21 protein-coding genes are annotated in these 21572 nt (G+C 70.8%); 5 read left to right on the top strand and 16 right to left on the bottom strand.

What is annotated here, in order from left to right; translation table 11 throughout:
* Nucleotides 1-37: 37 nt before the first annotated feature.
* The 10 genes from DKM19_RS24260 to DKM19_RS24305 all read right to left on the bottom strand — a co-directional run bounded on the left by DKM19_RS24260 (nt 38) and on the right by DKM19_RS24305 (nt 10759).
* Entirely contained in the window at nt 38-1489 is a 1452-nt protein-coding gene (locus DKM19_RS24260; RefSeq protein WP_110698646.1) for an ADP-ribosylglycohydrolase family protein, read from the bottom strand.
* Complete coding sequence (locus DKM19_RS24265) at nt 1486-2658, bottom strand: ADP-ribosylglycohydrolase family protein (RefSeq protein ID WP_110698648.1); 1173 nt, start codon at nt 2656-2658, stop codon at nt 1486-1488. The genes DKM19_RS24260 and DKM19_RS24265 overlap by 4 nt, the downstream gene beginning before the upstream one ends.
* Nucleotides 2655-3626, bottom strand: coding sequence for an ADP-ribosylglycohydrolase family protein (locus tag DKM19_RS24270; protein WP_110698650.1), 972 nt, complete (start codon nt 3624-3626; stop codon nt 2655-2657). The genes DKM19_RS24265 and DKM19_RS24270 overlap by 4 nt, the downstream gene beginning before the upstream one ends.
* A 122-nt stretch (nt 3627-3748) precedes the next feature.
* Nucleotides 3749-4846 (bottom strand): ADP-ribosylglycohydrolase family protein, encoded by a 1098-nt coding sequence (locus DKM19_RS24275; RefSeq protein ID WP_110698652.1) that lies wholly within the window; start codon nt 4844-4846, stop codon nt 3749-3751.
* The gene (locus DKM19_RS24280; RefSeq protein WP_239514403.1) at nt 4843-6168 is read right to left on the bottom strand and encodes a sugar ABC transporter substrate-binding protein; all 1326 of its coding nucleotides are present in this window, start codon (nt 6166-6168) and stop codon (nt 4843-4845) included. The genes DKM19_RS24275 and DKM19_RS24280 overlap by 4 nt, the downstream gene beginning before the upstream one ends.
* 58 nt (nt 6169-6226) lie before the next feature.
* Nucleotides 6227-7045, bottom strand: a complete 819-nt coding sequence (locus DKM19_RS24285; RefSeq protein ID WP_110698654.1) for a carbohydrate ABC transporter permease — start codon at nt 7043-7045, stop codon at nt 6227-6229.
* 1 nt (nt 7046) lies between these two features.
* Complete coding sequence (locus DKM19_RS24290; protein WP_110698656.1) at nt 7047-7979, bottom strand: carbohydrate ABC transporter permease; 933 nt, start codon at nt 7977-7979, stop codon at nt 7047-7049.
* Nucleotides 7976-8989: a LacI family DNA-binding transcriptional regulator gene (locus DKM19_RS24295; protein ID WP_110698658.1), complete on the bottom strand. Its 1014-nt coding sequence runs from the start codon at nt 8987-8989 to the stop codon at nt 7976-7978. The genes DKM19_RS24290 and DKM19_RS24295 overlap by 4 nt, the downstream gene beginning before the upstream one ends.
* Nucleotides 8990-9345: 356 nt before the next feature.
* Nucleotides 9346-10374 carry an NAD(P)-dependent alcohol dehydrogenase gene (locus DKM19_RS24300; protein ID WP_239514404.1) on the bottom strand — a complete coding sequence of 343 codons (1029 nt, stop codon included), beginning with the start codon at nt 10372-10374 and terminating at the stop codon, nt 9346-9348.
* 133 nt (nt 10375-10507) lie between these two features.
* Nucleotides 10508-10759, bottom strand: a complete 252-nt coding sequence (locus tag DKM19_RS24305) for a hypothetical protein (protein WP_110698660.1) — start codon at nt 10757-10759, stop codon at nt 10508-10510.
* An 88-nt stretch (nt 10760-10847) separates the two neighbouring features.
* Between DKM19_RS24305 and DKM19_RS52775 the strand changes: the two genes are divergently transcribed.
* Nucleotides 10848-13049, top strand: coding sequence for a LuxR C-terminal-related transcriptional regulator (locus tag DKM19_RS52775; protein WP_162641708.1), 2202 nt, complete (start codon nt 10848-10850; stop codon nt 13047-13049).
* A 114-nt stretch (nt 13050-13163) separates the two neighbouring features.
* Here DKM19_RS52775 and DKM19_RS24315 read toward each other — a convergent pair whose 3' ends face one another.
* Both DKM19_RS24315 and DKM19_RS24320 read right to left on the bottom strand, forming a co-directional pair.
* Nucleotides 13164-13748, bottom strand: a complete 585-nt coding sequence (locus tag DKM19_RS24315) for a TetR/AcrR family transcriptional regulator (protein WP_162641709.1) — start codon at nt 13746-13748, stop codon at nt 13164-13166.
* Nucleotides 13749-13814: 66 nt separating this feature from the next.
* On the bottom strand, nt 13815-14273 hold the full coding sequence (locus DKM19_RS24320; protein ID WP_110698666.1) for a DNA-binding protein: 459 nt from the start codon (nt 14271-14273) through the stop codon (nt 13815-13817).
* A 240-nt stretch (nt 14274-14513) separates the two neighbouring features.
* Between DKM19_RS24320 and DKM19_RS24325 the strand changes: the two genes are divergently transcribed.
* The 3 genes from DKM19_RS24325 (at nt 14514) to DKM19_RS24335 (ending at nt 16445) form a co-directional block, all read left to right on the top strand.
* Nucleotides 14514-14717: a hypothetical protein gene (locus tag DKM19_RS24325; RefSeq protein WP_110698668.1), complete on the top strand. Its 204-nt coding sequence runs from the start codon at nt 14514-14516 to the stop codon at nt 14715-14717.
* Nucleotides 14707-15627: an RNA polymerase sigma factor SigJ gene (sigJ, locus tag DKM19_RS24330; RefSeq protein WP_110698670.1), complete on the top strand. Its 921-nt coding sequence runs from the start codon at nt 14707-14709 to the stop codon at nt 15625-15627. Before DKM19_RS24325 ends, sigJ begins: the two co-directional genes overlap by 11 nt.
* A 179-nt stretch (nt 15628-15806) precedes the next feature.
* Nucleotides 15807-16445 (top strand): DUF4232 domain-containing protein, encoded by a 639-nt coding sequence (locus DKM19_RS24335; protein WP_110698672.1) that lies wholly within the window; start codon nt 15807-15809, stop codon nt 16443-16445.
* On the opposite strand, the gene DKM19_RS24340 is transcribed toward DKM19_RS24335, so the two are convergent.
* Nucleotides 16436-17395 (bottom strand): alpha/beta hydrolase, encoded by a 960-nt coding sequence (locus DKM19_RS24340; RefSeq protein WP_110698674.1) that lies wholly within the window; start codon nt 17393-17395, stop codon nt 16436-16438. The two genes, DKM19_RS24335 and DKM19_RS24340, sit on opposite strands and share 10 nt — an antisense overlap.
* Nucleotides 17396-17575: 180 nt before the next feature.
* Between DKM19_RS24340 and DKM19_RS24345 the strand changes: the two genes are divergently transcribed.
* Complete coding sequence (locus DKM19_RS24345) at nt 17576-18490, top strand: helix-turn-helix transcriptional regulator (RefSeq protein ID WP_110698676.1); 915 nt, start codon at nt 17576-17578, stop codon at nt 18488-18490.
* 198 nt (nt 18491-18688) lie between these two features.
* Here DKM19_RS24345 and DKM19_RS24350 read toward each other — a convergent pair whose 3' ends face one another.
* The 3 genes from DKM19_RS24350 to DKM19_RS24360 form a co-directional block, all read right to left on the bottom strand.
* Nucleotides 18689-18883, bottom strand: a complete 195-nt coding sequence (locus DKM19_RS24350; RefSeq protein ID WP_110698678.1) for a ferredoxin — start codon at nt 18881-18883, stop codon at nt 18689-18691.
* A gap of 95 nt (nt 18884-18978) precedes the next feature.
* The gene (locus DKM19_RS24355; protein ID WP_110698680.1) at nt 18979-20205 is read right to left on the bottom strand and encodes a cytochrome P450; all 1227 of its coding nucleotides are present in this window, start codon (nt 20203-20205) and stop codon (nt 18979-18981) included.
* A gap of 150 nt (nt 20206-20355) precedes the next feature.
* Entirely contained in the window at nt 20356-21561 is a 1206-nt protein-coding gene (locus DKM19_RS24360; protein WP_110705938.1) for an NAD(P)/FAD-dependent oxidoreductase, read from the bottom strand.
* Between the last annotated feature and the right edge of the window lie 11 nt (nt 21562-21572).

Raw genomic sequence — 21572 nt, forward strand, 5'->3', positions numbered from 1 at the left:
GGCGGAGCCGGTCATCGCCTCGGCCTCGTTGCGTCCGTCATGGGGCGGAGACCGCCAGGGTGCGGCGGGTGAGCTCGTCGAAGCCGATGCCGTCGAAGCCTCGCAGGCTGCTGGCCAGCCGGTTCTCCAGCGCCCACTCGGCGGGGATCTGGGACGCGCCGAGCAGGCCGCCCGCGATCGATCCCACCGTCGCCCCCGCCGAGTCGGTGTCCCAGCCTCCGGCGACCGCCCCGGCGATCGAGGCCGTGAAGTCCCCGCGCCCATGGGTCAGGGCCGCCGCGACCAGCGCCGCGTTGTTGATCGTGTGGACCCAGTGCAGATCGCCGTGACGCTCGTACAGCCGGTCCACCACCCGCTCGAAGTCCGGCTCCGACTCCGCGTCGGCCACGGCGTCCCGTACGGCCCGCGCCAGCCGTGACCCGGCGGGCACGACGGAGAGCCCCGCGGCGACGACCTCCTCGACCGAGGAGGCGACGAGAGAGCTCGCGCACATGGCCGCGACCATCATCGCGCCGTAGATCCCGTTGGCGGTGTGGCTGAGCCGGGCGTCCCGCCAGGCGAACTCGGCCGCGGTGCGGGGGTCGCCCGGGTTGACCCAGCCGTACACGTCCGCCCTGATCAGCGCGCCGATCCATTCCCTGAACGGGTTGCGCCACGTCGCGGTGCCCGGGGGCTCGACCCCGTCGAGCAGGTTGCGGTACGCCACCCGTTCCGCGGTGAAGACGCGGCCCGCGGGCAGCTCGTCCAGCCACATCGCGGCGACGTCCGCGGTGGTGAAGTCCCGGCCGGAGCGCTCCAGCAGTGACAGGGTCAGGAGCGGGAAGTTGAGGTCGTCGTCCTCGGGCACGCCGTCGATGTTCTCGGCCAGGGAGTTGACGGCGCTGCGCCTGTTCCACGGCCAGCGGGCCGCCACGTCGTCCGGAAGGCCCACCGCGGTGAACCAGCCCCGGATGGGCCAGTTGCCGGTGGCCTCCGCGATCTCCCTGATGCCCTCGCGAGGTATCTTCTCCACCGGCTTGCCCAGCACGCACCCGGCCGCGCGCCCGAGCCACGCGCCGAGCAGCCGTTCGGAGAGCCCGCCGACGTCGGCGGTCACCAGGGATGACCGTCCGGTGGCGGCCACCGGGGACGGGGCTCCGGAAACGTTCAGGGGGACGACGGAAATCCCGGACGGCTCGGAAAACCCGGACGGCACGGGAAAGGGAATCCCGGACGGTTCGGGAAAGGGAAGTTCCGACGGCTCGGGAAGGGGAGACGGGATCGCGGCCAGCTCGTCCAGCAGTTCCCCGGCCAGGCGGCGCAGCTCCGGTGTGACAGGTCCCGGAGAGGCCCCCGCCCGGGGCGGCGCGTCATGCCCCCCGGCGGAGTGCCACCGGGCGGCGATCCCCGCGACCTCCGCCGAACGGCCGTCCTCGGCCGCCTGGCGCAGCTCGTGACCGACCAGGTCCTCCGGCTGCACCCAGGTCAGCCGGACCAGGCGATCGGTCATGCCCCCTCCCCCGCCGAGGTGTCCCAGGTCAGGGAGGTGAAGGCGCTCTCGTGGGCCCGGCGCGTGGCGAGGTCGGCGGCGTGGACGCTGCGGGCCACCTCGGCGATGGACACGCCGGGAGCCACCAGGTCGATCCTGCTCGCCTCCGTCACCGGGTCGAGCCACTCCGCCGGCACCGCCTTGGCGCCCGAGAGCGCCCCGGCGATCGCCCCGCCCATGCTCGCGATCGAGTCGGCGTCACGGCCGTAGTTCACACCCCCGAGAACGGTGTCGCGGTAGTCGCCCCCGGCGATCAGCAGGAAGGCGAGCGCCAGCGGCAGCTCCTCGATGCTGTGCAGACGGCTCGGCCTCCGGGCGCCGAGTCCCTGGTCACGGTAGGTTTCCGCGACGGTGTCGTAGGGCGCGACGGCCTCGCGCAGCGCGCCGAAGGACCCTTCCCAGTGGCCGAAGCCCCGCGCCCGCTCACAGACGGCCTCGATGGCGGCCCGCGTACCGTCCTGCGCCAGGCGCAGGCACGTGGCGACCACCGAGTCCGCGCTCGCGCCCGGGCGCATGGCCTCGGCGACGGCGGCGGCGAGCACCCCGGCGGCCTCCCGGCCGTAGCTGGACTGGTGGGCCCCGGCCAGGTCGACGGCCTCGGCGTACGCCGCGTCGGGGTTGGCCGCGTTCACGATGCCGACCGGTGCCATGTACATGGCGGCACCGCAGTTGACGATGTTGCCGACCCCCGCCTCACGCGGGTCGACGTGGCCGTAGTGCAGGCGCAGGACCAGCCATTTCTCGGCGAGGAAGACCCGCTGCAGGGGTAGCGCCTCCGCCTCCAGCTCGGGGATCCAGCGCTTCTCGCCCATCATCTCGGGCACCAGATACTCGGCCGCCGCGTATGCGTCCAGGTGCCGTCCGGCCTTCTCGTACACGCGGATCAGCGCGTGGGTCATCAGGGTGTCGTCGGTGATGTGGCCGTCGCCCTTGTGGTACGGAGCGATGGGCCGGGCGTTGCGCCAGTCCTCGAAGTACGGCGGGACGATGCCCGTCACGTACCCGTCGTAGCGGTCCTGGATCTGCTCGGGCGTCCAGCCCTCGGTCGCGCCGCCGAGCGCGTCGCCGACCGCCGCGCCCGTCACGCATCCGACGGCCTTGTCGGTCAGCAGATCGTCTTGCGGCGTCATGCAAGTCCTCCAGCGATGTCGATGAGATCCATTCCTGCCAGGTCGGGCAGGCCGCAGCCGGTCAGCGTGCGCGCCGCGGCCCGCCAGCCTTCCGGAAGAGCCTCATACCCGGTGAAAGCTCCGGTGAGCGCTCCGGTCAGGGCCGGGGCGGAGTCGGCGAGCGAGGGCAGGCACGCGGCGGCGGGCACGGCCGCGCTGAGCGAGCCCCCGGACACCTCCGCGAGCGCGAGCGCCACCGCGACCGTCTGCGAGGCCGCGACGCCGTAGCTGTAGACGTGGTCGAGCAGGGCCGCGTCCAGGGCCGGGATCGCCGAGAAGGGGTCACCCGCCTTTCGCGCCACCGCGAGCGCCGTTCTCGTCGCGTGGCCGATCGCGGTGTCCTCGGGCAGCTCGGCCAGTGCCGCCTCGACGGCCGAGGCCATCGAGGCGCCCGCGACCAGCTCGGCGACCGCCGCCGCCACGGCCATGGCCGCGTGGACGCCGTCCCCGGCGTTGGTGACCGAGGCGTCGGCCCTCGGGTCGGCCCCGATCGCCCCGAAGGCGACGGCCCGTACGGCCGCCGCGTCGTCGAAGAAGTGCGGGTTGTCGTGACCGCTGGCCGGGGGCGGCTTGCCCGCCGCCAGGTTGTCCAGCGCCGAGCGTACGGAGATCCGCACGCGCAGGTCCGACCGGCCCGCCAGCCTGCCGAAGGCCTCGGCGCGGTCCTCGTGGATGGTGAGCGCGGTCCAGGCCAGCCACTCGGCGTCGTCGGACGGCCCGATCGCCAGCGGCTCGACGGGCTGGTTCAGTGTGAAGGGCACGGGCGGAGTCGTGACCCGGTGCTCCTCGGCGAAGCCGTCCAGCTCCCTCGCGAGCCGCCTGCTCCAGGGCGCGAGCAGCGCGGAGCGGTGCCGCGCGGACGGCCAGCCGGCCGCGTCGCCGATCGCGAGGCCGATGAAGGCGCCGCGGATCCTGTCCCCCGATGACATGTCTCTCCTCTATCCCTTGGCCCGGTGCCGTGAGCGTGCCCGCCGGCCCGCGCGGGCGTTCGTGCCGGTCTCCCCGCCGCTGGCCCGGTGCCGTGAGCGTGCCCGCCGATCCACACGGGCGTTCATGCCGATCTCTCCGCCGCGGCCACCAACTCGGTGGCGACGTCGAGCACGTGACGTCCGGCGACGACCGGAAGGCACCTGCCGGTGACCGGGCCGATCTCCCTGGCCCACCGCACCGGTACCGCGCTCTCGCCGCGCCCTGCCCCTGCGAGGGCGCCGGCGATCGCCGCGGTGGTGTCGGCGTCCCTGCCGAGATTGGCGGCCGCCACCACGGACGCCTCGACCTCGCCCGCGCCCATGAGGTATCCGGCGAAGGCGAGCGCGACCGCCTCGGGCGCGAGGTCCGTCCAGGGGTAGTGGCGCACGACCACGGCCGCGTACAGCTCCGCGACCGCCTCCGCCGCGTACGGCTTTCCGTCCGAGCCCGCCGCGTACGGCTCCGCGGTCGAACCCGCCGCGTGTGGCTTTCCGTCCGAGTCCGCCGCGTGCCGCTTTCCGGCCGGGCCCGCCGCGTACAGCCTTCCGGCCGGGCCCGCCGTGACGGCCGCGACGGCGGCCCGCAGGTTGCGGGAGGTCCAGGAGTCCTCGGGGACGGCGGCGATCCCGGCCTCGACGACCTCGTCCGGAGAGGCCCCGGTCATGGCGACGGCCACGGCCGCCGCGACCGCCTGGCCGCCGTAGATGCCCTCGCCGCTGTTGCTCACCACCCCGTCGACCGCGACCAGCCGGGCCGCCTCGCCCGGGTCGCCGGCGGCGAAGATCCCGTACGGCGCGGCGCGCATGGCGAGCCCGTCCGACCATCCGTGCTGGTGCCACAGGCCGGACAGCGGCGGCTCGATGCCCCGGCGGAGCGCCTGGATCGCCCCGAGCTCGGAGAAACCCGCGCCGCGCATCGGCCCTTCGATGTTCGGGATGATCTGCTCGCGGTACTCCCTGGCGACGTCGGCGGAGGTCATGGCCGAGCCGTACCTGCACAGCAGGGAGGAGGCGAAGACGGTGTACTCGGTGTCGTCCGTGCCTCCCATGCCGGGCTCGATCTCGGTGAGACGGCCCCAGCGCCGGGCGATCTCCTCCGGGGCGAGGTTCTCGGCGGGCCGCCCGAGGGCGTCGCCGGCCGCCAGGCCGAGCAGGCACCCCCGGGCGCGGGTCAGCTTCACTTGTTGTAACGCTCCAGCACCTTGTTGCCCTCCTCGACGAGCGTCTTGGCCGCCTGGTCGAGGGTTATCTTGTCTGCGAAGTACTGCTGCAGGGTGGGAGTGGCCACCTTGCTCTTCCACTCGTCGAACCCGTTCACCCGCAGGTAGGGAGCGACCACGAGGTCCTTGGCGGAGGCGGTCGCCACGTCCCAGCCGTTCTCCGTGGTCGTCATCGACGGGTCGCTCGCGGCCTTCACGCTGGTCGGGAGCAGCCAGTCACCCTTGGCGAGCTTGGCCTGGTTGGTGCTGTTCAGGAAGAACGAGATGAACTTCGTCGCCTGGTCGGGATACTTGCTGTCGGCGGCGACCGACAGGGTCTGCGAGGTGGCGCCCTGCTCGGAGGTGGTGCCCTTCAGCGGCGGGATCGTGATCCACTCGAAGTCGGCCGGGGCCTGCTCCACGACCTGCTGGCGAAGGTAGACGCCCGCGGGGAGCATGGCGTACTTGCCCGCGTAGAAGCCGGGCAGTGGGTCGGCGGTGCCCATGCCGAGCGCGGACGGGTCGGCAGACCTGTCCTTGTAGAGCTGGTCGTGGATGCGCTGGAGCACCTCGCGCTCCTCCGGGCCGACCTTGACCGTTGCCTTGGTGCCGTCGGTCGTGAAGAAGGTGCCGCCGAAGTTCAGCCCGAGGTTGAGCACCTTGTTGACCGGCGACTTCAGCGGCCAGGCCACTCCGAAGGCGCCGTCCTTGGTGAGCTTCTTGCTGATCTCGGCGTACTCGTCCCAGGTCCAGGGGCTGTCCGGGGTCGGGATGCGGACCTTCGCCGCGTCGAGCAGCTTCTTGTTGGCGATGATGACCTGCGACTCCTGGAGGAACGGCACGCCGTACACGCCCTGGCCGCCCTTGCCGTCGGCGAAGGTCACGGTGTCCCAGGCGGGCTGGGGGATGTCGCTCTTCAGGTCGGCGGGGAGCTTGCCGGTGAGGTCCATGAGGTAGCCGCGCGAGGCGAAGCCCGCGAGCGCCGGGGAGTCGTCGTGGATGACGTCCGGTGGATCACCGCCCTCGAACGAGGTGACGAGTTGGTCGTTGACGTTGTCCCAGCTGCCCTGGACGTATTCGACCTTGATGGTGGGGTTGGCCTTGTTCCACTCGTCGACGAGCTGCTTGTTCGCGGCGATGGACTCCTTCTGCCACGCGAGGCTCAGGAACTTCAGGCTCACCGGCCCGGCCTGGTCACCGCCGCCGGCGCCACCGGCGCCACCGGCGCCACCGCCCGACGAGCAGCCGGCCGTCAGCGCGGCCATCGCGGCCGCCGCCACCGCGAGTGCGGTTCTGGTACGCAAGAGATTCTCCTATCGGGGGGTGCTGGCTTCGCCATGCTTGAGGGAGGATTCGCCGGTGCTATCCCTTGACGGCGCCGGCCATCAGGCCCGATCTGAGCCTTCGCTGGATGATCGCGAAGAACACCAGGCTCGGGATCGTCGCGAGCAGCGACGCCGCCGCGAGCGGGCCGAGACGTACGACCCCCTCCGCGCCGGTGAACTTCACGAGGGTCAGTGGCAGGGTCGCCACGTCGGGGTCCTTGAGGACGACCAGTGCGAACAGGAACTCGTTCCAGGAGGAGATGAACGCGAACAGCGCCGTGGCGACCACGCCGGGGGCGAGCAGCGGCGCGACGATCTTCACCAGGGAGCGGATCCGGCCCGCGCCGTCGACCGCCGCGGCCTCCTCCAGCTCGCGCGGCACCGCGCGCACGTACCCCTGGAGCATCCACAGCGCGAACGGCAGCACGAAGGTGACGTGCACGACGGTGAGGCCGGGCAGGGTGTTCACGAGGCCCAGGCTCCGCAGCACCATGAAGAGCGGGATGATGATCAGGATGAACGGGAAGACCTGGCTGACGAGCACCCACCCGACCGCGAACCTGCTGACGAGCGAGCGGTAGCGGGCCATCGCGTACGAGGCGGGCAGCGCGAGCACGATGGTCAGCACCGAGCACGCGACCGCCACCGCTAGGCTGCGCAGCGCGCTGCCGACGAGGTCCTGCTCGCCGAACGCGTCGGCGAAGTTCGACAGGATCGGGTGGCGCGGGATCCACGTCGGGACCAGGCTCGCCATCTCCCGTGACGACTTGAGCGCCGTGGACAGCAGCCAGACCATCGGGAAGGCCAGGAAGACCACGTAGCCCAGCAGGGCGAGATACTGCAGTGGCCTGCGCATGTCAGTTCGCCTCTCGCATCTGCCGCCATATGTAGAGGCCGAGTACGGCCAGCACGACGATCACGAAGGCGACGCCGAGCGTGGCCGCGTACCCGAAGAAGCCGTAGCGGAAGGCCTCCTCGTAGGCGAAGAGCATCGGCAGGCGGGTCTGCCCGCCCGGCCCGCCCTGGGTGAGGACGTAGACCAGGCCGAACTGGTTGATGTTCCAGACGAAGTCCAGGGAGGTGATCGTCACGATGACCGGGCGCAGCTGCGGCAGCGTGATGCTCCAGAAGCGCCGGAAGGCCGAGGCCCCGTCCATGTGGCCGGCCTCGTACAGCTCCTTGGGCACGCCCTGCAGTCCCGCGAGGAGTACGACGGTCGTCTGCGGCATGCCCGTCCAGATCCCGACGACGATCACCGCGGGCAGCGCGATGGAGAAGTCGTTGAGCCAGTCGATGTTGTGGTCGAGCAGGCCGACGTCGTTCAGGACGCTGTTGAGGATCCCGGCGTTCGGATGGTAGACGAGCCGCCACATCAGCCCGATGACAACGGGCGGCATGGCCCACGGCACCAGGACCAGCACCCGGGTGAACGACCGGAACCGCAGGTCCTCGTTGAGCAGCAGGGCCAGCCCCAGCGAGGCCAGGAACTGCAGCACGGTCACCGAGACCGCCCAGATCAGGCCGATGCGGAACGACGCCCAGAAGTCCGCGTCGGTCATCAGGTCGCCGAAGTTCGACAGGCCCACGAAGGAGGTCACGGCGTTCCGCCCCGACCTGGCGTCGGTGAAGGCGAGGAAGATGCCGTAGAGCAGCGGTCCGACGCTGAAGATCAGCACCGGCACGAGCGCGGGCAGCATGAGCACGAACGTCTCGCGCCCCTGCCGGCTCCTCTTCCCCGCCCCGCGGTGATCCGCGGCGGGCCTCCGCGTCCTGTCGGCCGTCAGGGTCATGGGCCCTCCTCCCCCACGGTCGAGGCGCGGATCACGAGCCGGGGCTCGACGGTGACGACCCGGGGCGCGCGGTCGCCGTGGGCCAGCCGGTCGAGCAGGAGTTCGGCCGCCGCCCGGCCGCGTTCGGCCGAGCCGAGCGAGACGCTGGTCAGCGGGGGCCAGGCCACCGTGGCGAGGTCGGTGTCGTCCATGCTCGCCACCGCGACGTCCTGCGGCACCCGCCGTCTCTCGCGCCGCAGGACGTCGAGCGCCCCGAGCGCGATCAGGTCGTTGGCGCACAGCAGCGCGTCGAGGTCGGGCACGCGTCCGATCAGGCGGGCCGCGGCCCGGGCGCCCTCGGGGCGGTAGAAGTCGCCCACCTCCACCAGGTCCGGGTCGTACGGCAGGCCGAGCCCCGCCAGCGCCTCGGCGTAGGCGGCCGAGCGGGCGGCGCCGGGGACGGTGTCGAGCGGGCCGTTCACGAAGCCGATCCGCCGGCGACCCAGCCGGTGGAGGTGCTCGACGGCGAGGCGCACGCCCTTGCGGGAGTCGGTCCTCACGTTGTCGACGGGGGTGCCCTCGGGGACCGAGCCGATGATCACGATCGGCGCGCGGGCTGCGGCGAACATCTTCAGGTGCTCGCCGGTCACGCGCAGCGGGATCATGATGAGGCCGTCGACGTACCGCTCCCCCAGGCCGCGCAGCACGTCGATCTCGTCGGCGGCGTCCACGTTGGTGGAGTGCAGGACGAGCCGGTAGCCGGCCGCCTTCAGCAGCGGCTGGATCTCGCGGATCATCGCGAGGTACACCGGGTTCCCTATGTCGGCTATCGCGAAGCCGACCTGGTTGCTGCGCCTGGACTTCAGCGACCTGGCCGCCGAGTTCGGCACGTAGCCGAGCTCCCGTGCGGCGCTCATCACGCGGCTCTCGGTCTCTGCCCTGGTGGGCAGCCCGTTGAGCACGCGCGACACAGAGGCGATCGACACGCCCGCGCGCTGGGCGATCGTCGTGATCGTCGGCACGTCACTCACGGGTCACCTCGGTCGTCAGAAGTGGTAAACGTTTACAGGAGTGATGGTCAAAAGCCCTGAAAACGTTTACGGGGTGAGGACATGTAACCCGTCGGACATATCCGACGTCAAGTCACGATCAGATAAATCGGACGTCCGCAACGCCTCCTCGCAGAGGGTGGAACGAGTGAACCACTCCGCTCTTCGGGGAGGCTCGTTTCCCGAAGAGCGGGCCGGCTTCACCACGTCCTCACCGTACCGGCGACCGGGCGCGTGAGTGCCGGACCACACCCGCCCAGATCGCCGTGCGACACCTGCGCCGTCCTTCTTCACCGGGGCACGGCCTGGGTGGAACCACGGGGAACGCCGAGGTTCGCTCAGACGGTGATGACGATCTTCCCTCGCGCCTTTCCGGCATCAAGGTGGCGCATGGCCTCCGGCATTCGATCCAGCGAGTAGGTTCCGTCGATGCTCGGCGTCACCTTGCCCGCCTCGATGTGATCGGTGAGCCGTTCGAGGTCGCTGAAGTGCTCCTTGGGGATGAAACCGGTCAGCTTCTGGCCCACGAACCGTGACAGGACCATGGCCCGCGCCTGCCGGTCCAGGCCTCCCGTCAGGTTGCCGCCCTCCTCGCCGCCGGTGAGGACGGCCGTCCCCGTGGGCGTGAGCGCACGGCGGAGCCGTGACAGGCCGGGGTTGCCCGCGATGTCGACGATCAGGTCGTAGCGGTGGACACCGTCGGCGAAGTCCTCTCGGGTGTAGTCGATGACATGGTCGGCGCCGAGGGATCGCACCAGGTCGAGTTTCGCCGTGCTGCACACGCCGGTGACCTCCGCCCCGAAGGCCTTGGCCAGCTGTACGGCGTAGCTGCCGACGCCGCCCGACGCACCGGTGACCAGCACCTTCTGACCCTGCTGGACCCCGCCGACATCGCACACACTCCGCAGGGCGGCGACGGCCGAGACCGGAACCACCGCGGCCTGCTCGAAGGTGAGGTTCACCGGCTTGCGGGCCAGCTTGTCCTCCAGTGCCACGGCGTACTCGGCGAGAGCCCCTTTCCCGAAACCGAACACCTCGTCACCCACGGAGAACCTGGTCACCGCCGAACCGACCGCGACGACCGTGCCGGCGACGTCTCCCCCGAGCACCGGGTTCTTCGGTCTGCGCATTCCGAAGGCGAGGCGGAGCAGATACGGCCGGCCCGTCATCAGATGCCACGTGCCCCGGGAGAGACCTGTCGCGTGCACTCGTAGGAGCACCTCGTTGTCGGCGGCCTCCGGTCGGGTGATCCGCGCGAGGCGCAGGACGTCGGCCGAGCCGTACGCGTCCAGCACGATCGCCCGCATCGTGTTGTCCGCCGCCGTACCGTCGCCGCCCATCGCAGCGTGCTTCCGTTGAGCTTTCATGACCGCTTCCCTCCGTTTGATGGTTTTCATGCGCGCCGTCCTGACCGCCCGCACCGTCGTCACCGGGCCACAGCCGATCGGTCGAACAATGTTCGGTTCGTGTCTCTCCGGTACGGAGCCGGCACAGAGGCGGTCACCTGGACGAGTCGGTCCGAGGTTCGCCGTCCGCGGGGCCGTCGAGGGGCGCGATGGAGATCACCTCGATGTTGACCGACGTCAGATGGGCCATGACTCCGTGCAGGTGAGAGGCATCACCGATGTCGCCGACCAGGCGGGTGACGCCGTGGCTCGCGTGGTCGATGGTGAAGTCGTCAAGGAGCGGCCGCAGGAGCCGAGCGCCGACTCGGCCTCGGATCACGATCTCGTAGGTGGTTGGCTGGCGCATGCCTCGATCATCACGGCGAGCGGCAGGACGCTGCCTCACCCGACTCGTCATCTCACCCGGGTGAGATCCCGGCTGTAGTGTCTTGAACGTGACCACGGTGTGGGAGATGGGCCTGGCGGCTACGAAGCTGCATCCACCTGTGCCACCCGGTCAGCTGGTCCGCCGGTCCCGGCTCGACGACATCCTCGACTCCGGCGTCGACAGCCACGTCCGGCTGGTCCTGGTGAGCGCTCCGGCCGGCTCGGGCAAGTCGACCCTGCTGGCGTCGTGGCTGGCCGGCCGGCCCGAAGCCGTCGCGTGGCTGCAGGCGGAGGAGAGCGACTCGGATCCGGCCCGGTTCTGGTCCTACCTGGTCGAGGCGATCGGGCGGGCCCACCCGATCGCCGCAGGCGACGTGAAGCCGGTCGTGGTCGGTTCCAAGGGCGACGACCTCGTTGTTGTGTCCGCTCTGGTGAACGAGCTCGCCAAAATCGCCGACCCGCTTGTTGTCGTCATCGACGACTACCACCTGATCGACAACGGCAGCGTGCATCGAGGCATGGAACGCCTCATCGATCTCTGTCCGCGCCAGGTCACCGTCGTGCTCTCCACCCGGATCGATCCGCCCTTCCGGCTCGGCCGGCTCCGCGTACGCGATCAGATCGCGGAGGTTCGGGGTGCCGATCTGCGGTTCGACACCGACGAGGCCTCCGGCCTGCTCGGCTCCGCGGGGCAGTCGCTCGACCGATCTCTTCTCGATCAGCTCTGCGGCCGCACGGAAGGCTGGGCCGCCGGGCTCGTGCTCGCGGGTCTCTCCCTAGAACGGGCTAGCGACCCCGGCGAGTTCATCGAGGCGTTCCGGGGCGACGATCAGTTTGTCGTCGAGTATCTCCACGACGAGTTTCTCGCCGTGGTCGATGCGAACGATCGTCAACGCCTCCTGGAGACATCGGTTCTCGAGCAGTTCAACGGCGCCCTCGTCGATTCGCTCACCGGCACGACCGGCGGCGCGAAGTGGTTGAGCGACACCGCGGTCGTGAACCAGCTCCTGATCGGTCTCGACCGCACCGGCACCTGGTTCCGCTACCACCACCTCCTTCGCGACCTGCTCCGGCTCGAAGCGCGTCAGGCTTTCCCCGAGCGGATACCCGGCCTCCACGCACGCGCCGCGGCGTGGTTCGAATCCCAGGGCGACCATGGCCAGGCGATCGTCCATCGCCTGGCCGGCGGTGACGTCCACGGGGCGGCCCAGCTTCTGCTCGTCCATGGACCGCGGCTTCTCGCCAGTGGCCAGACCGAAACCCTCAGGGGTTTCCTCGACCAACTCGGCGACGTGGCGAAAACGGTGACGTGGTGCGCCCTGCTGTACGGCTGGTGCGAATACATCGCCGGTCGTTACTCGCAGGCGGAGGGCTGGCTCGACGTCATGATCGAGGTGGCGCCGGAGGGATTCGACCAGACCCCGGCGACCTCCCTGCGCATGAACATCTCTCTCGGCCGGGGTGACGTCGCCACCGCGCTCGACGCCGCTCGGAAGGTGACCGCGACCCATCGGCTGGTGTCGTACTCGTGCGATCTCGTGACCGCCATCGGTGCGGCCCACGCCTGGGCGGGTCAGGCCGGCGAGGCCAGGCGGACACTCCGGTTCGCCGCGGAGAAAGCCGAGGCCGAACGGTTCCGGACGGCGCACGTCCTGGCCCTCGTGTACCAGGCCATCGTGGAGCTCGACGACGGCTCCGCGGCGAGCGCCCAGATCGCCGCGTCCGCCGCGGTGGACACCGCGCAGAGGTTCGGGCTGGCCACCTACCACGGAGTCGCACCCGCGTATGCGATTCGAGCGCGAACCGGCGGCGACCCCGTCCGTGCTCACGCGGACGCGCTGCACGCCCTGAACCTGGCCAGACGGGCGTCCACCGATCTTGCGCTCGGTTACGTCCTGACGGCCTGCGGCGACACGCTTGCCGGCCTGGGTGATTCCGCCGGAGAGCCGCTCCTCGCGGAGGCCCGGTCCGTCTTCGCCCGGTGCCCCGACCCCGGCGTCGCCGGTCGATACCTGACGCGCGCCGAATCTCGCCATGGCATCGCCGAGGTGAGCGGCAGTCGAGTCGCCACGCTCGTCGAGCAGCTGACCGAGCGGGAGATGGCCGTCCTGCGGTATCTGCCCGCGAACATGTCGCAACGCGACATCGCGTCGGAGCTGTATGTGACGCTCAACACCGTGAAGACACACTGCCGCGCGATCTACCGCAAACTCGGGGTCGGCGACCGCAAAACCGCGGTCCAGGCAGCGCGAGACCTGCGCCTCCTCTAGCGCCGCGTTCCCCGGAGAACCCGGTCTTCCTCACTGCCGGCCGAGGTGGCGTGCACCCTCGATCACCGCCGGGTCGATGATCGCGCTGAAGCCGCCTTGACCGTCCTTCTGGGACTACGGCGTCGCCGAGATGGCGTCGAGCGCGGCCTCGAGGTAGGGCACGAGCTTTTCCAGGTCTCCGGTGGTGAGAGCCCTGTTCCCCAGGATGTCGCGCATGAGCTGCACGCCGGAGCAGACGGCGATCAGCAGGGCGGCGCGTCCGGCCGCGTCCGGACCGGCCAGCTCGTCGGTGACCACGCGCTGGTAGTTGCGTTCGAGGTTGGCACGCATGATCGCGGCGGCGCGTTCGTTGGAGGCCGACCGCAGAGCTATCAGCATGCCGTCGGCCGGCTCGGGCGTGCTGTCGACCAGCAGGGAACGGGCCGCCTGATGGTTGTGGCCCGGCCCCATCATCATCGTCTTCTCGAAGGCGAGGTCGACGACCTCGGTGAACAGGCCTTCCTTGGAGCCGAAGTAGCGGCCGATCAGCCGGGCGTCGACACCGGCACGCGCGCCGATGTCGCGTATCCCGGCCCGGTCGTAGCCGAGCTCGGCGAACACCTCCCGCGCCGCGAGCAGGACCGCCTCCCGCGTCGCCGTGGCGTCGCGACGCCGCGGAGGGACCGGATCAGACGTCGAGCGGGGCCGGCCGCTGCTCACCCGCTCGCTCATCACACAGGCCAGGATACATGGGCCGTTCACATGTCATCAGCTGAGGACATCGCCTCATGATCGCCCAGGAACCTCGGGAGCGTCCTCGGTCAGGCGGCTGGTCAGCCGTTCGTAGCGCTGCCTGGCGGCCTGGGAGGTGCCGAGTCCGAGGCCGAAGGCGATCTCCTGCCAGGTGAGACCGCGGCCTCGTGCCATGAGAAGGAGCCCGGCCTCCAGCTGGTCCATCTCGGCGCGCGCCAGCGGAACGAGCGTCAGGGCGGCGGTGATATCGGCGTTGTCCACCTCCGCCTCGGCCTCTTCGAGCTGTGCGGAGCCGCCCGCGAGAACCGACACGAGCCTGATGGCCTCGTGCGGGCCGAGGACGTCGGGGTGAACCTGCCGGGAACGCTGCGCCTCGGTGGTCGCATGCCGCTCGGCGATGCGCAGGAGGGACGCGTACACGCGGTGCGCCCGCACCTGACCGGGATCGGGAGGCGTGAAGGGATCGAACGACTGACCGGGTTCGGAGGACATGCGTCCAGCATGGATGATCAAACAATTCATTGTCAACACAGCGAAGCAAACAATCTGTTCACATCACCCGTACGGATTCCGGACCGGTGCCCCGGCAGCCGATCGATGGCCTGCCCCCGCATGCCGGGCGCCGACACCGGCCGTCCGGCCCGTGGTGGGGCGGCTCTTCACGAGGCCCCGCCCCTCGGGGTTTCTTCACATTTCCGCAGGCTGCGTCGCCCAAAGGGTATGAAGACGAACATGTCACGGCAGAGAACGGTCATCCTCGGGGGAGGTCACGCGGGGGTGATGTGCGCGGACCGCCTCGCCGGCACGGTCGGCGATCGGGTGTCCGTCACCCTCCTGAGCCCGATCAAGGACTTCGCGGAACGCCTCCGGCCGCACGAGAGCAGACCCCGCACCGGCGCGGCCCCGTACCCGCAGGAGAGTCGCCATGCCGGATGACGAGCCGGAAACAGGCCCCTCGGTCTTCGGTGAGCGTGCCAAGCTGATGAACATCGCGTTCAGGATGCTCGGCACCACCCACGATGCCGAAGACATCGTGCAGGAGGCTTACGCGCGGTGGTACGCCATGTCCGAGGAGGCACGGCTCGCCATCGAATCACCGCCCGCCTGGCTTGTACGGGTGACCGGCAGGATCTGCCTGGACCACCTTGCCTCGGCGCGAGTGCGGCGCGAACGGTACGCCGGCGAATGGCTCCCCGAGCCGCTCCCCGACCACTCCTCATGGAGCAGCACCGCGACGCTGGACCAGGCAGGCGGCGACCCCGCCGACCGCGTGACCCTCGACGAGTCCGTCAGCATGGGCATGCTGATCGTCCTCGAATCCGTGACCCCCGCCGAGCGGGTCGCCTTCATCATGCACGACGTCTTCAAGATGCCTTTCGCTGAGATCGCCGACATCGTCGGGCGCACCCCCGCGACCTGCCGGCAGCTCGCGACGTCCGCCCGGCGTCACATCGAGTCCAACCGCCATCAGGCCATCGCCCCCGACCAGCATCGCAGCGTCGTCTCCGCGTTCAAGAGCGCCTGCGGAACGGGGAATCTCGACACGCTGATCGATCTCCTGGATCCCCGCGTCAGCGTGCACACGGACGGCGGAGGCAAGGTCCGCTCGGCCCGGCGTCCCATCCTCGGCCCCGAGAAGACGGCACGGTTCTTCCTCGGCCTGCTACGGAAGGAACCCGGCCAGGAACTCACCGAGAAGAACGTCAACGGGCGTCCCGGGCTGGTCATCTCCCACGACGGCGAGGTCGTCGCCGTCATCGCCACCGAGGCCCGCGCCGGCCGCATCACCGATATCTGGATGATGGTGAATCCCGACAAGCTCCGCGCCTGGGAGCGTCACCGCTGAATATCGGATACCACGCGTCCTCCCCTCCGTTCTTTACCCGAGATGTCTTTACCCGAGATGTTCGACGTAGCCGGCGCTTCGTCGACGCCGGCCGTGGTTCGGCGGCGACATGCCCCGTGACCTGGAGGTCGGCGAGGCCCCGGCTGAACAAAACCCATGCGGTGTACGTCTAAGAGGACATGGAACGAATCAACAGGGCTGGGCGGCGCGCGGTCGTATCCCTTCTGACAGCGGGCACGCTGGTGGCGGCGGTGGCATGCGCCTCACCCGGGCAGTCCGGAGCGGACGTCACGACGGCAGGATCGGGCTCCGCGCGACCTCTGGAGCGTCCCGCCGTCAAGAGCCCGGCCACGGACGTGCGGCTCGGGAGCTTCAGGACCGCGAGTTCGTCCACCGTGGAGGCGGCGGCCAAGCGTTGCAGCACCGGAGGGCTCAAGGCCCGCGTGGGGGCGGTGAGCGCGGGGGCGGGGCAGCGCTACGCGCCGCTGGTGCTCACCAACACGTCCACGAAGTCCTGCTGGGTCTACGGTTTCGTCGGTTTGATCATGTTCGACGGCAGGGGCGACGCCCTGCGCACCAGGGTGCGCAGGGAGAGCGTCCGGCCACAGCGGATAACCCTGCGGCCGGGTGCGGGCGCCCACGCCAGGATGCACTGGACCGTGACGGTGACCGGGCACGAGTCCACCTGCCCCACCTCGGCGCGGCTGATGGTCATCGCGCCGGACGAGGTCGCGCACCTTGAGATCCCCTTCACCTCCGTGATCTGCGACGACGGCCGCCTGGACATCACCCCGATGGCGGCGGGCACTCACCTCTGAGCCTCCCCGCCCCCGTGGCGGTCGTCCGGCTTCGGCGCGCCCAGATGGGCTCCGAAGAAGTCGGCCAGCTTCGCGACCGCGGTCGGCAGGTACTCCTCCCTGTCATACAGGTCGACGTGGGTGGCGCCGTCGATCCAGAAGAGCTCCTTGGGCTCCTGGGCCTTCTCGATCGCCTCGCGGCTGAGGTAGGCGGTGGCCGCCTCGGTGCCGGCGATCATCAGCAGTGGGCGGGGTGAGATGAGGTGGACCAGGTCGAAGGCGGAGAACTGCGCGATCAGGTCGATGCTGCGGAGCACGAACCGGTTCTCCGACCGCGGGTGGTGGCCGCGCGGTGTGCGGTAGTACTCCCAGCCGTCGTAGGTGTGCCGCCCGAGGCTCCTGGCCTCCTCCTCGGTGTCCGGGTGGATCTGCTGCGGGCGCGCGGGGCCGCCCCGCGCCTCCTCGACGCGCGCGACGCCGGCCGCGTCGAGCATGCCCTGAAGGATCTCCGGGCTCTGCTCGCGGCCGATGCCCTCGCGGAACAGGCTGCCGGTGTCCACGGCGCTGACCGTCGCGACGGCCTTGATCCGGTGATCGGTCGCCGCGGCGGGCGTGACGTAGCCGCCCGAGGCGCAGACGCCGAGCGCGCCGATGCGCTCGGCGTCCACCTCGTCCCGGAGGCTCAGGAACGTGACGGCGGCCTTGATGTCCTCGACGCGATGGGACGGATCCTCGAGCAGGTGCGGCTCCCCTTCGCTCTCCCCCTGGTAGGCGGCGTCGAAGGCCAGGGTGACGAAGCCCGCGCGCGCCAGGCGTTCGGCGTAGATGCCCGCGGTCTGCTCCTTCACCCCGCTCATGGGGTGCCCGACGACGACGGCGGGGCGGCGGCGGCCGGCCTGAAGATCGTCGGGTGTGTAGAGGTGTCCGGCGATCTTCAGGCCGGCGCTGGAGAAGGTGACGTCTGTTCTCATGGTGGTGCTCTCAACCGCGTAAAAGGGACGGGACTCGCGAACATGCGAGCTCCGGCGGCCGTCTGAATCCTCCGGCCGCACGCCCCACCATCGCGCCGCCCGGTACGGGGTGCCAGGGAAGGTGCTGCCTATGCGGGCCAGTACCAGGCACGCGGCCACGGCCGGGCGCACACTGGAACCATGGAACACCGTGGCGACCCCTCCGGCGGCCCCTCCGGCGGCAACGAGCTGGGCGACTTCCTGCGCGCCCGCCGCGCCGCCCTCGACCCGCACCGGTCGGGCCTGCCGGACGACGGCCGCCTGCGCCGGGTGCCCGGTCTGCGCAGGGAGGAGCTGGCCCAGCTCGCGCACGTGAGCCCCGACTACGTCGTACGGCTGGAGCAGGGCCGGACCCGCCGGGTGTCCCGCCCGGTCCTCGACGCGCTCGCGGACGCGCTGGAACTCGCCCCGGACGAGCGCGCGTACCTCTTCACCGTGGCCGACGTCGCGCAGGCCGCCCCCGCGCGGCAGCCGGCCAGGCAGCAGGTCGACCAGCAGCTGCGGCAGCTGCTCGACGGCATGCACGGCATCCCCGCACTGCTCCTGAACCGCCGCCAGGACGTGCTGGCCTGGAACGCCGCGGCGGTCGCCCTGCTGATCGATTTTGATGCGCTGCCCCCGGGCGAGCGCAACCTGATCCGGCTGACCTTCCTCGACGACGCCTACCGGGCCCTGTACGCGGACTGGCCGCGCGCCGCGCGCGAGTGCGTGGCGGTCCTGCGGATGGAGGCCGGCCGCAACCCCGGCGACCCGGCCCTGACCGCGCTGGTGGGCGAGCTGAGCGTACGGGATCCAGACTTCAGGGCCTGGTGGGGAAGCCACCAGGTGCGCGGGCCCCGGCAGCTCAGCAAGACCTACCGTCATCCCGTGGTGGGTCCCCTCACGCTGGACGTCCAGCAGCTGTCCATCGACACGCAGCCCGACCAGCGCCTGGTGGCCTACACCGCCCCACCCGGCTCCCCCTCCCAGGAGGCGCTGCGCTTTCTCCTCCAGTGGTCCGCCCACACCGCCGACCGGCAGGATGATCACGCCGCGGACGGGAAGGGCCGCCGCTGAATCGCTTGACGTCGCGGCTCGCGCCCGCCGCCTCAGGATCCCCGATCACGGCCGGAGGGGAGTCGCGTGGTCAGTCGTCCGCGGCCTGCGCGGCCCTGCTGCCGACGCCCCCGGTCCGGCGGCCGCGCCGAACGAACCGGCGCCTCGCGAGGCGCCGGACCGCGCTCGCGCCCTGGTGCGCCCCGCGACCGCTCGCCCTCACTCCTCGATGTGGATGGCCAGGGCCGGGCAGACCACCGCGGCGTGCCGGACGTCGGCGGCCTGCTCCGCCGGCGGGTCGGGGTTGAGCAGCACGGCGACGCCGTCCTCGTCGCGCTGGTCGAACACCTCCGCGGCGGCGACCACGCACTGTCCGGAAGCGACGCACTTGTCCTGGTCGATGGTTACCTTCATGAGATCCCCCTTGTTGTTGTCCGTCTGCCGTGCGAGAAAACGTTGTTGCCTGTCCGCCGTACGAGGTTGTTGTCTGTCCGCCGTACGAGGAGATGTCACCAGGTCACGGGGAGCTCGTAGACCCCGTAGACGGACCCGTCGTGCTTGAACGGGATCTGGTCCAGATCCCCGGCCAGTCGCAGGGTGGGGATGCGCCGGTAGAGGGTGCTGTAGACGACCTGCAGTTCCATCCGGGCCAGCGGCTGGCCCAGGCACTGGTGCACCCCGAAGCCGAAGGCCACGTGGTGGCGGGCGTCGCGCTGGATGTCCAGCCGGTCGGGGTCGGGGAAGGCCCCGGGGTCGCGGTTGCCGATGTCGTTGGCCACGATCAGCCCGTCGCCGGCGCGAATGACCTGCCCGTCGATCTCGATGTCCTCCAGCGCGACCCGGCGGCGCCCGTTGTGCGTGATGTGCAGGTAGCGCAGCAGTTCCTCCACCGCCGAGGAGACCAGCTTCGGATCGTCGGCGTCGCGGAGGAGGGCCAGTTGCCCGGGGTTCTCCAGCAGGGCGAGCGTGCCGAGCGCGATCATGTTGGCGGTGGTCTCGTGCCCGGCGATCAGCAGCAGCACCCCCATCTGGGCCGCGCCCTCCCGGGACAGCTCCCCGGTCTTGATCCGCTCGGTCAGCTGGGACAGCATGTCGTCGCCGGGGTTGACGAGCTTCTCGTCCAGCAGGTCGTTCAGGTAGCCGGCCAGCCGGCCGAGGGCGGCCGACCGCTGCTCGGGCGTCGCGCTCCGCTTGATGATGGTCTTGCTGTTCTCCTGGAAGAAGTCGTGGTCGGCGTACGGCACCCCGAGCAACGCGCAGATCACCAGGGAGGGCACCGGCAGGGCGAACGCCTCGACCAGGTCCACCGGTTTCGGTCCGGCGAGCATGGTGTCGATCAGATCGTCCGTGATCTTCTGCACGGCCGGCCGCAGCGCCTCCACCCGCTTGATGGCGAACGGAGCCGTCACCATCCGCCGCAGCCGGGCGTGCTCGGGATCGTCCATCAGGATGAAACTGATGGGTGACGAGCCCCTGATGGGGGTCGGGCTCGGATAGCCGGGCCGGGTGACGTCGACGCTGATCCTCGGGTCGGCCAGCAGCGCCCGTTGCTCGGCGTAACGGGTCACGATCCACGGGGTGCTGCCGTCCCACAGGCGGACCTTGGCGAGCGGGCCCTCCTCCTGCATGGCATGCAGGGCCGGGGGCGGATCGAACGGGCAGCCCGCCGCCCTGGCCATCGGGTACTCCGGAATTTCGGCGGGGTGCTCACCCGCCGGATTCAACGTGCTGGTCATTGATTCCTCCAATGGAACCCGTACCGCAACGTGTCTGCGGTAGGCATTGATGCGCACCTCCCCGATGAGGGGTCGGCGCGTCGGACGAGAGCGGAACAGAGCGCTCGGCGGTTGTCGCCGAGGACGGTGCCGAGCCGCCTTTCCCGGCTGTCATCGCAGGGCCGGTGCGAGGTCGGGGAGTGCGTCGATGACCTCCTGCCGTCGTAGGCGGGTCTGTTTGGGCATGTTCCAGCCGAGGACGCCGGTGACCCTGCCGTCGTGGCGGTAGAGAGCGACGAAGCGGCGGCTCGCCGGGTCACCGTCGGTCACGGTCACCTCGGCGCCGGCGGGCAGCACCCCGTGCACCTGGATCCTGGCGTCGAACTGGTCGGTCCAGAAGTAGGGCACGGGTCTGTAGGGCTGGTCATCGCCGAGGATGTTGGCCGCGACGGTGTCGGCCTGCTCTATGGCGTTGGTCCGGTTCTCCAGCCGCAGCGAGATACCGAGCCGGTCGTGATGCCAGCGGGCCACGTCGCCGACCGCGTAGATCCCCTCCGCCGCGCGGCAGCGGGAGTCGCACACCAGCCCGTTGTCGGTCCGCAGTCCGCTGCCCGCGAGCCATTCGGTCGCCGGGTCGGCCCCGATCGCCACCACGACCACGTCGGCCGGCAGCACTTCGCCGGTGTCCAGACGCACGCCCGTGACCCTCCCGCCATGGCCGGACAGCCGGCTGACTCCGGCGCCTAGCCGCAGGCGGACCCCGCGCTCGGCGTGCAGTTCGGCGAGCAGTCCCGCGACCAAGGGCCCGACCTGGCTCGCCAAGGGGGCCGGCTGAGGGCCGGCCATGGTGACCTCGAGGCCCATGCCGTGCGCGGTGGCGGCGATTTCGGCGCCGAGCACGCCCTCCCCGACGACCACGAGCCGCGAGGAGGCCAGCAGGTCGGCCCGCAGCGCCAGCGCGTCGTCGAGGGTGCGCAGCACGTGGACTCCGGCCAGATCCGCCTGCCCGGGAAGCGTCCGGGGTCGCAGTCCCGTGGCGACGACCACGGTGCCGGCCCGTAGGGCGCGCCCGGACGCGGTGTGGACGGTGCGTGTGGCCGGGTCCAGGCCGACGGCCGGGTCGGCGAGGACAAACTCGGCGTCCAGGGCGGACAGGGCCGCCTGCGGTCGCAGGTGAGCCCGTTCGGGGTCCCAGACGCCGGAGAGGACCTGTTTGGACAGGGGCGGCCGATCGTAGGGCAGGTGTGGCTCGGCGCCGAGTACGGTCAGGCCGCCCCGGTAGCCCTTGCGCCGCAACGCCTCCACGGTGGCGAGTCCCGCGGCGGAGGCGCCGACCACCAGAACGCCGCGGCCGTCCTCGTTCGCGATGACTTTCATCGTCAGCTCCT

The sequence above is a fragment of the Streptosporangium sp. 'caverna' genome (genome assembly GCF_003203775.1).
In the GTDB taxonomy this organism is placed as follows: Bacteria; Actinomycetota; Actinomycetes; order Streptosporangiales; family Streptosporangiaceae; genus Streptosporangium; species Streptosporangium subroseum.

What these genes read in the sequence shown, in the direction of transcription:
- DKM19_RS24260 (WP_110698646.1), bottom strand. Translation starts at nt 1,489, where the DNA reads ATGACCGATCGCCTGGTCCGGCTGACCTGGGTGCAGCCGGAGGACCTG.
- DKM19_RS24265 (WP_110698648.1), bottom strand. Translation starts at nt 2,658, where the DNA reads ATGACGCCGCAAGACGATCTGCTGACCGACAAGGCCGTCGGATGCGTG.
- DKM19_RS24270 (WP_110698650.1), bottom strand. Translation starts at nt 3,626, where the DNA reads ATGTCATCGGGGGACAGGATCCGCGGCGCCTTCATCGGCCTCGCGATC.
- DKM19_RS24285 (WP_110698654.1), bottom strand. Translation starts at nt 7,045, where the DNA reads ATGCGCAGGCCACTGCAGTATCTCGCCCTGCTGGGCTACGTGGTCTTC.
- DKM19_RS24290 (WP_110698656.1), bottom strand. Translation starts at nt 7,979, where the DNA reads ATGACCCTGACGGCCGACAGGACGCGGAGGCCCGCCGCGGATCACCGC.
- DKM19_RS24300 (WP_239514404.1), bottom strand. Translation starts at nt 10,374, where the DNA reads ATGAAAGCTCAACGGAAGCACGCTGCGATGGGCGGCGACGGTACGGCG.
- DKM19_RS24305 (WP_110698660.1), bottom strand. Translation starts at nt 10,759, where the DNA reads ATGCGCCAGCCAACCACCTACGAGATCGTGATCCGAGGCCGAGTCGGC.
- DKM19_RS24320 (WP_110698666.1), bottom strand. Translation starts at nt 14,273, where the DNA reads ATGTCCTCCGAACCCGGTCAGTCGTTCGATCCCTTCACGCCTCCCGAT.
- DKM19_RS24325 (WP_110698668.1), top strand. Translation starts at nt 14,514, where the DNA reads ATGTCACGGCAGAGAACGGTCATCCTCGGGGGAGGTCACGCGGGGGTG.
- sigJ (WP_110698670.1), top strand. Translation starts at nt 14,707, where the DNA reads ATGCCGGATGACGAGCCGGAAACAGGCCCCTCGGTCTTCGGTGAGCGT.
- DKM19_RS24335 (WP_110698672.1), top strand. Translation starts at nt 15,807, where the DNA reads ATGGAACGAATCAACAGGGCTGGGCGGCGCGCGGTCGTATCCCTTCTG.
- DKM19_RS24340 (WP_110698674.1), bottom strand. Translation starts at nt 17,395, where the DNA reads ATGAGAACAGACGTCACCTTCTCCAGCGCCGGCCTGAAGATCGCCGGA.
- DKM19_RS24345 (WP_110698676.1), top strand. Translation starts at nt 17,576, where the DNA reads ATGGAACACCGTGGCGACCCCTCCGGCGGCCCCTCCGGCGGCAACGAG.
- DKM19_RS24350 (WP_110698678.1), bottom strand. Translation starts at nt 18,883, where the DNA reads ATGAAGGTAACCATCGACCAGGACAAGTGCGTCGCTTCCGGACAGTGC.
- DKM19_RS24355 (WP_110698680.1), bottom strand. Translation starts at nt 20,205, where the DNA reads ATGACCAGCACGTTGAATCCGGCGGGTGAGCACCCCGCCGAAATTCCG.
- DKM19_RS24360 (WP_110705938.1), bottom strand. Translation starts at nt 21,561, where the DNA reads ATGAAAGTCATCGCGAACGAGGACGGCCGCGGCGTTCTGGTGGTCGGC.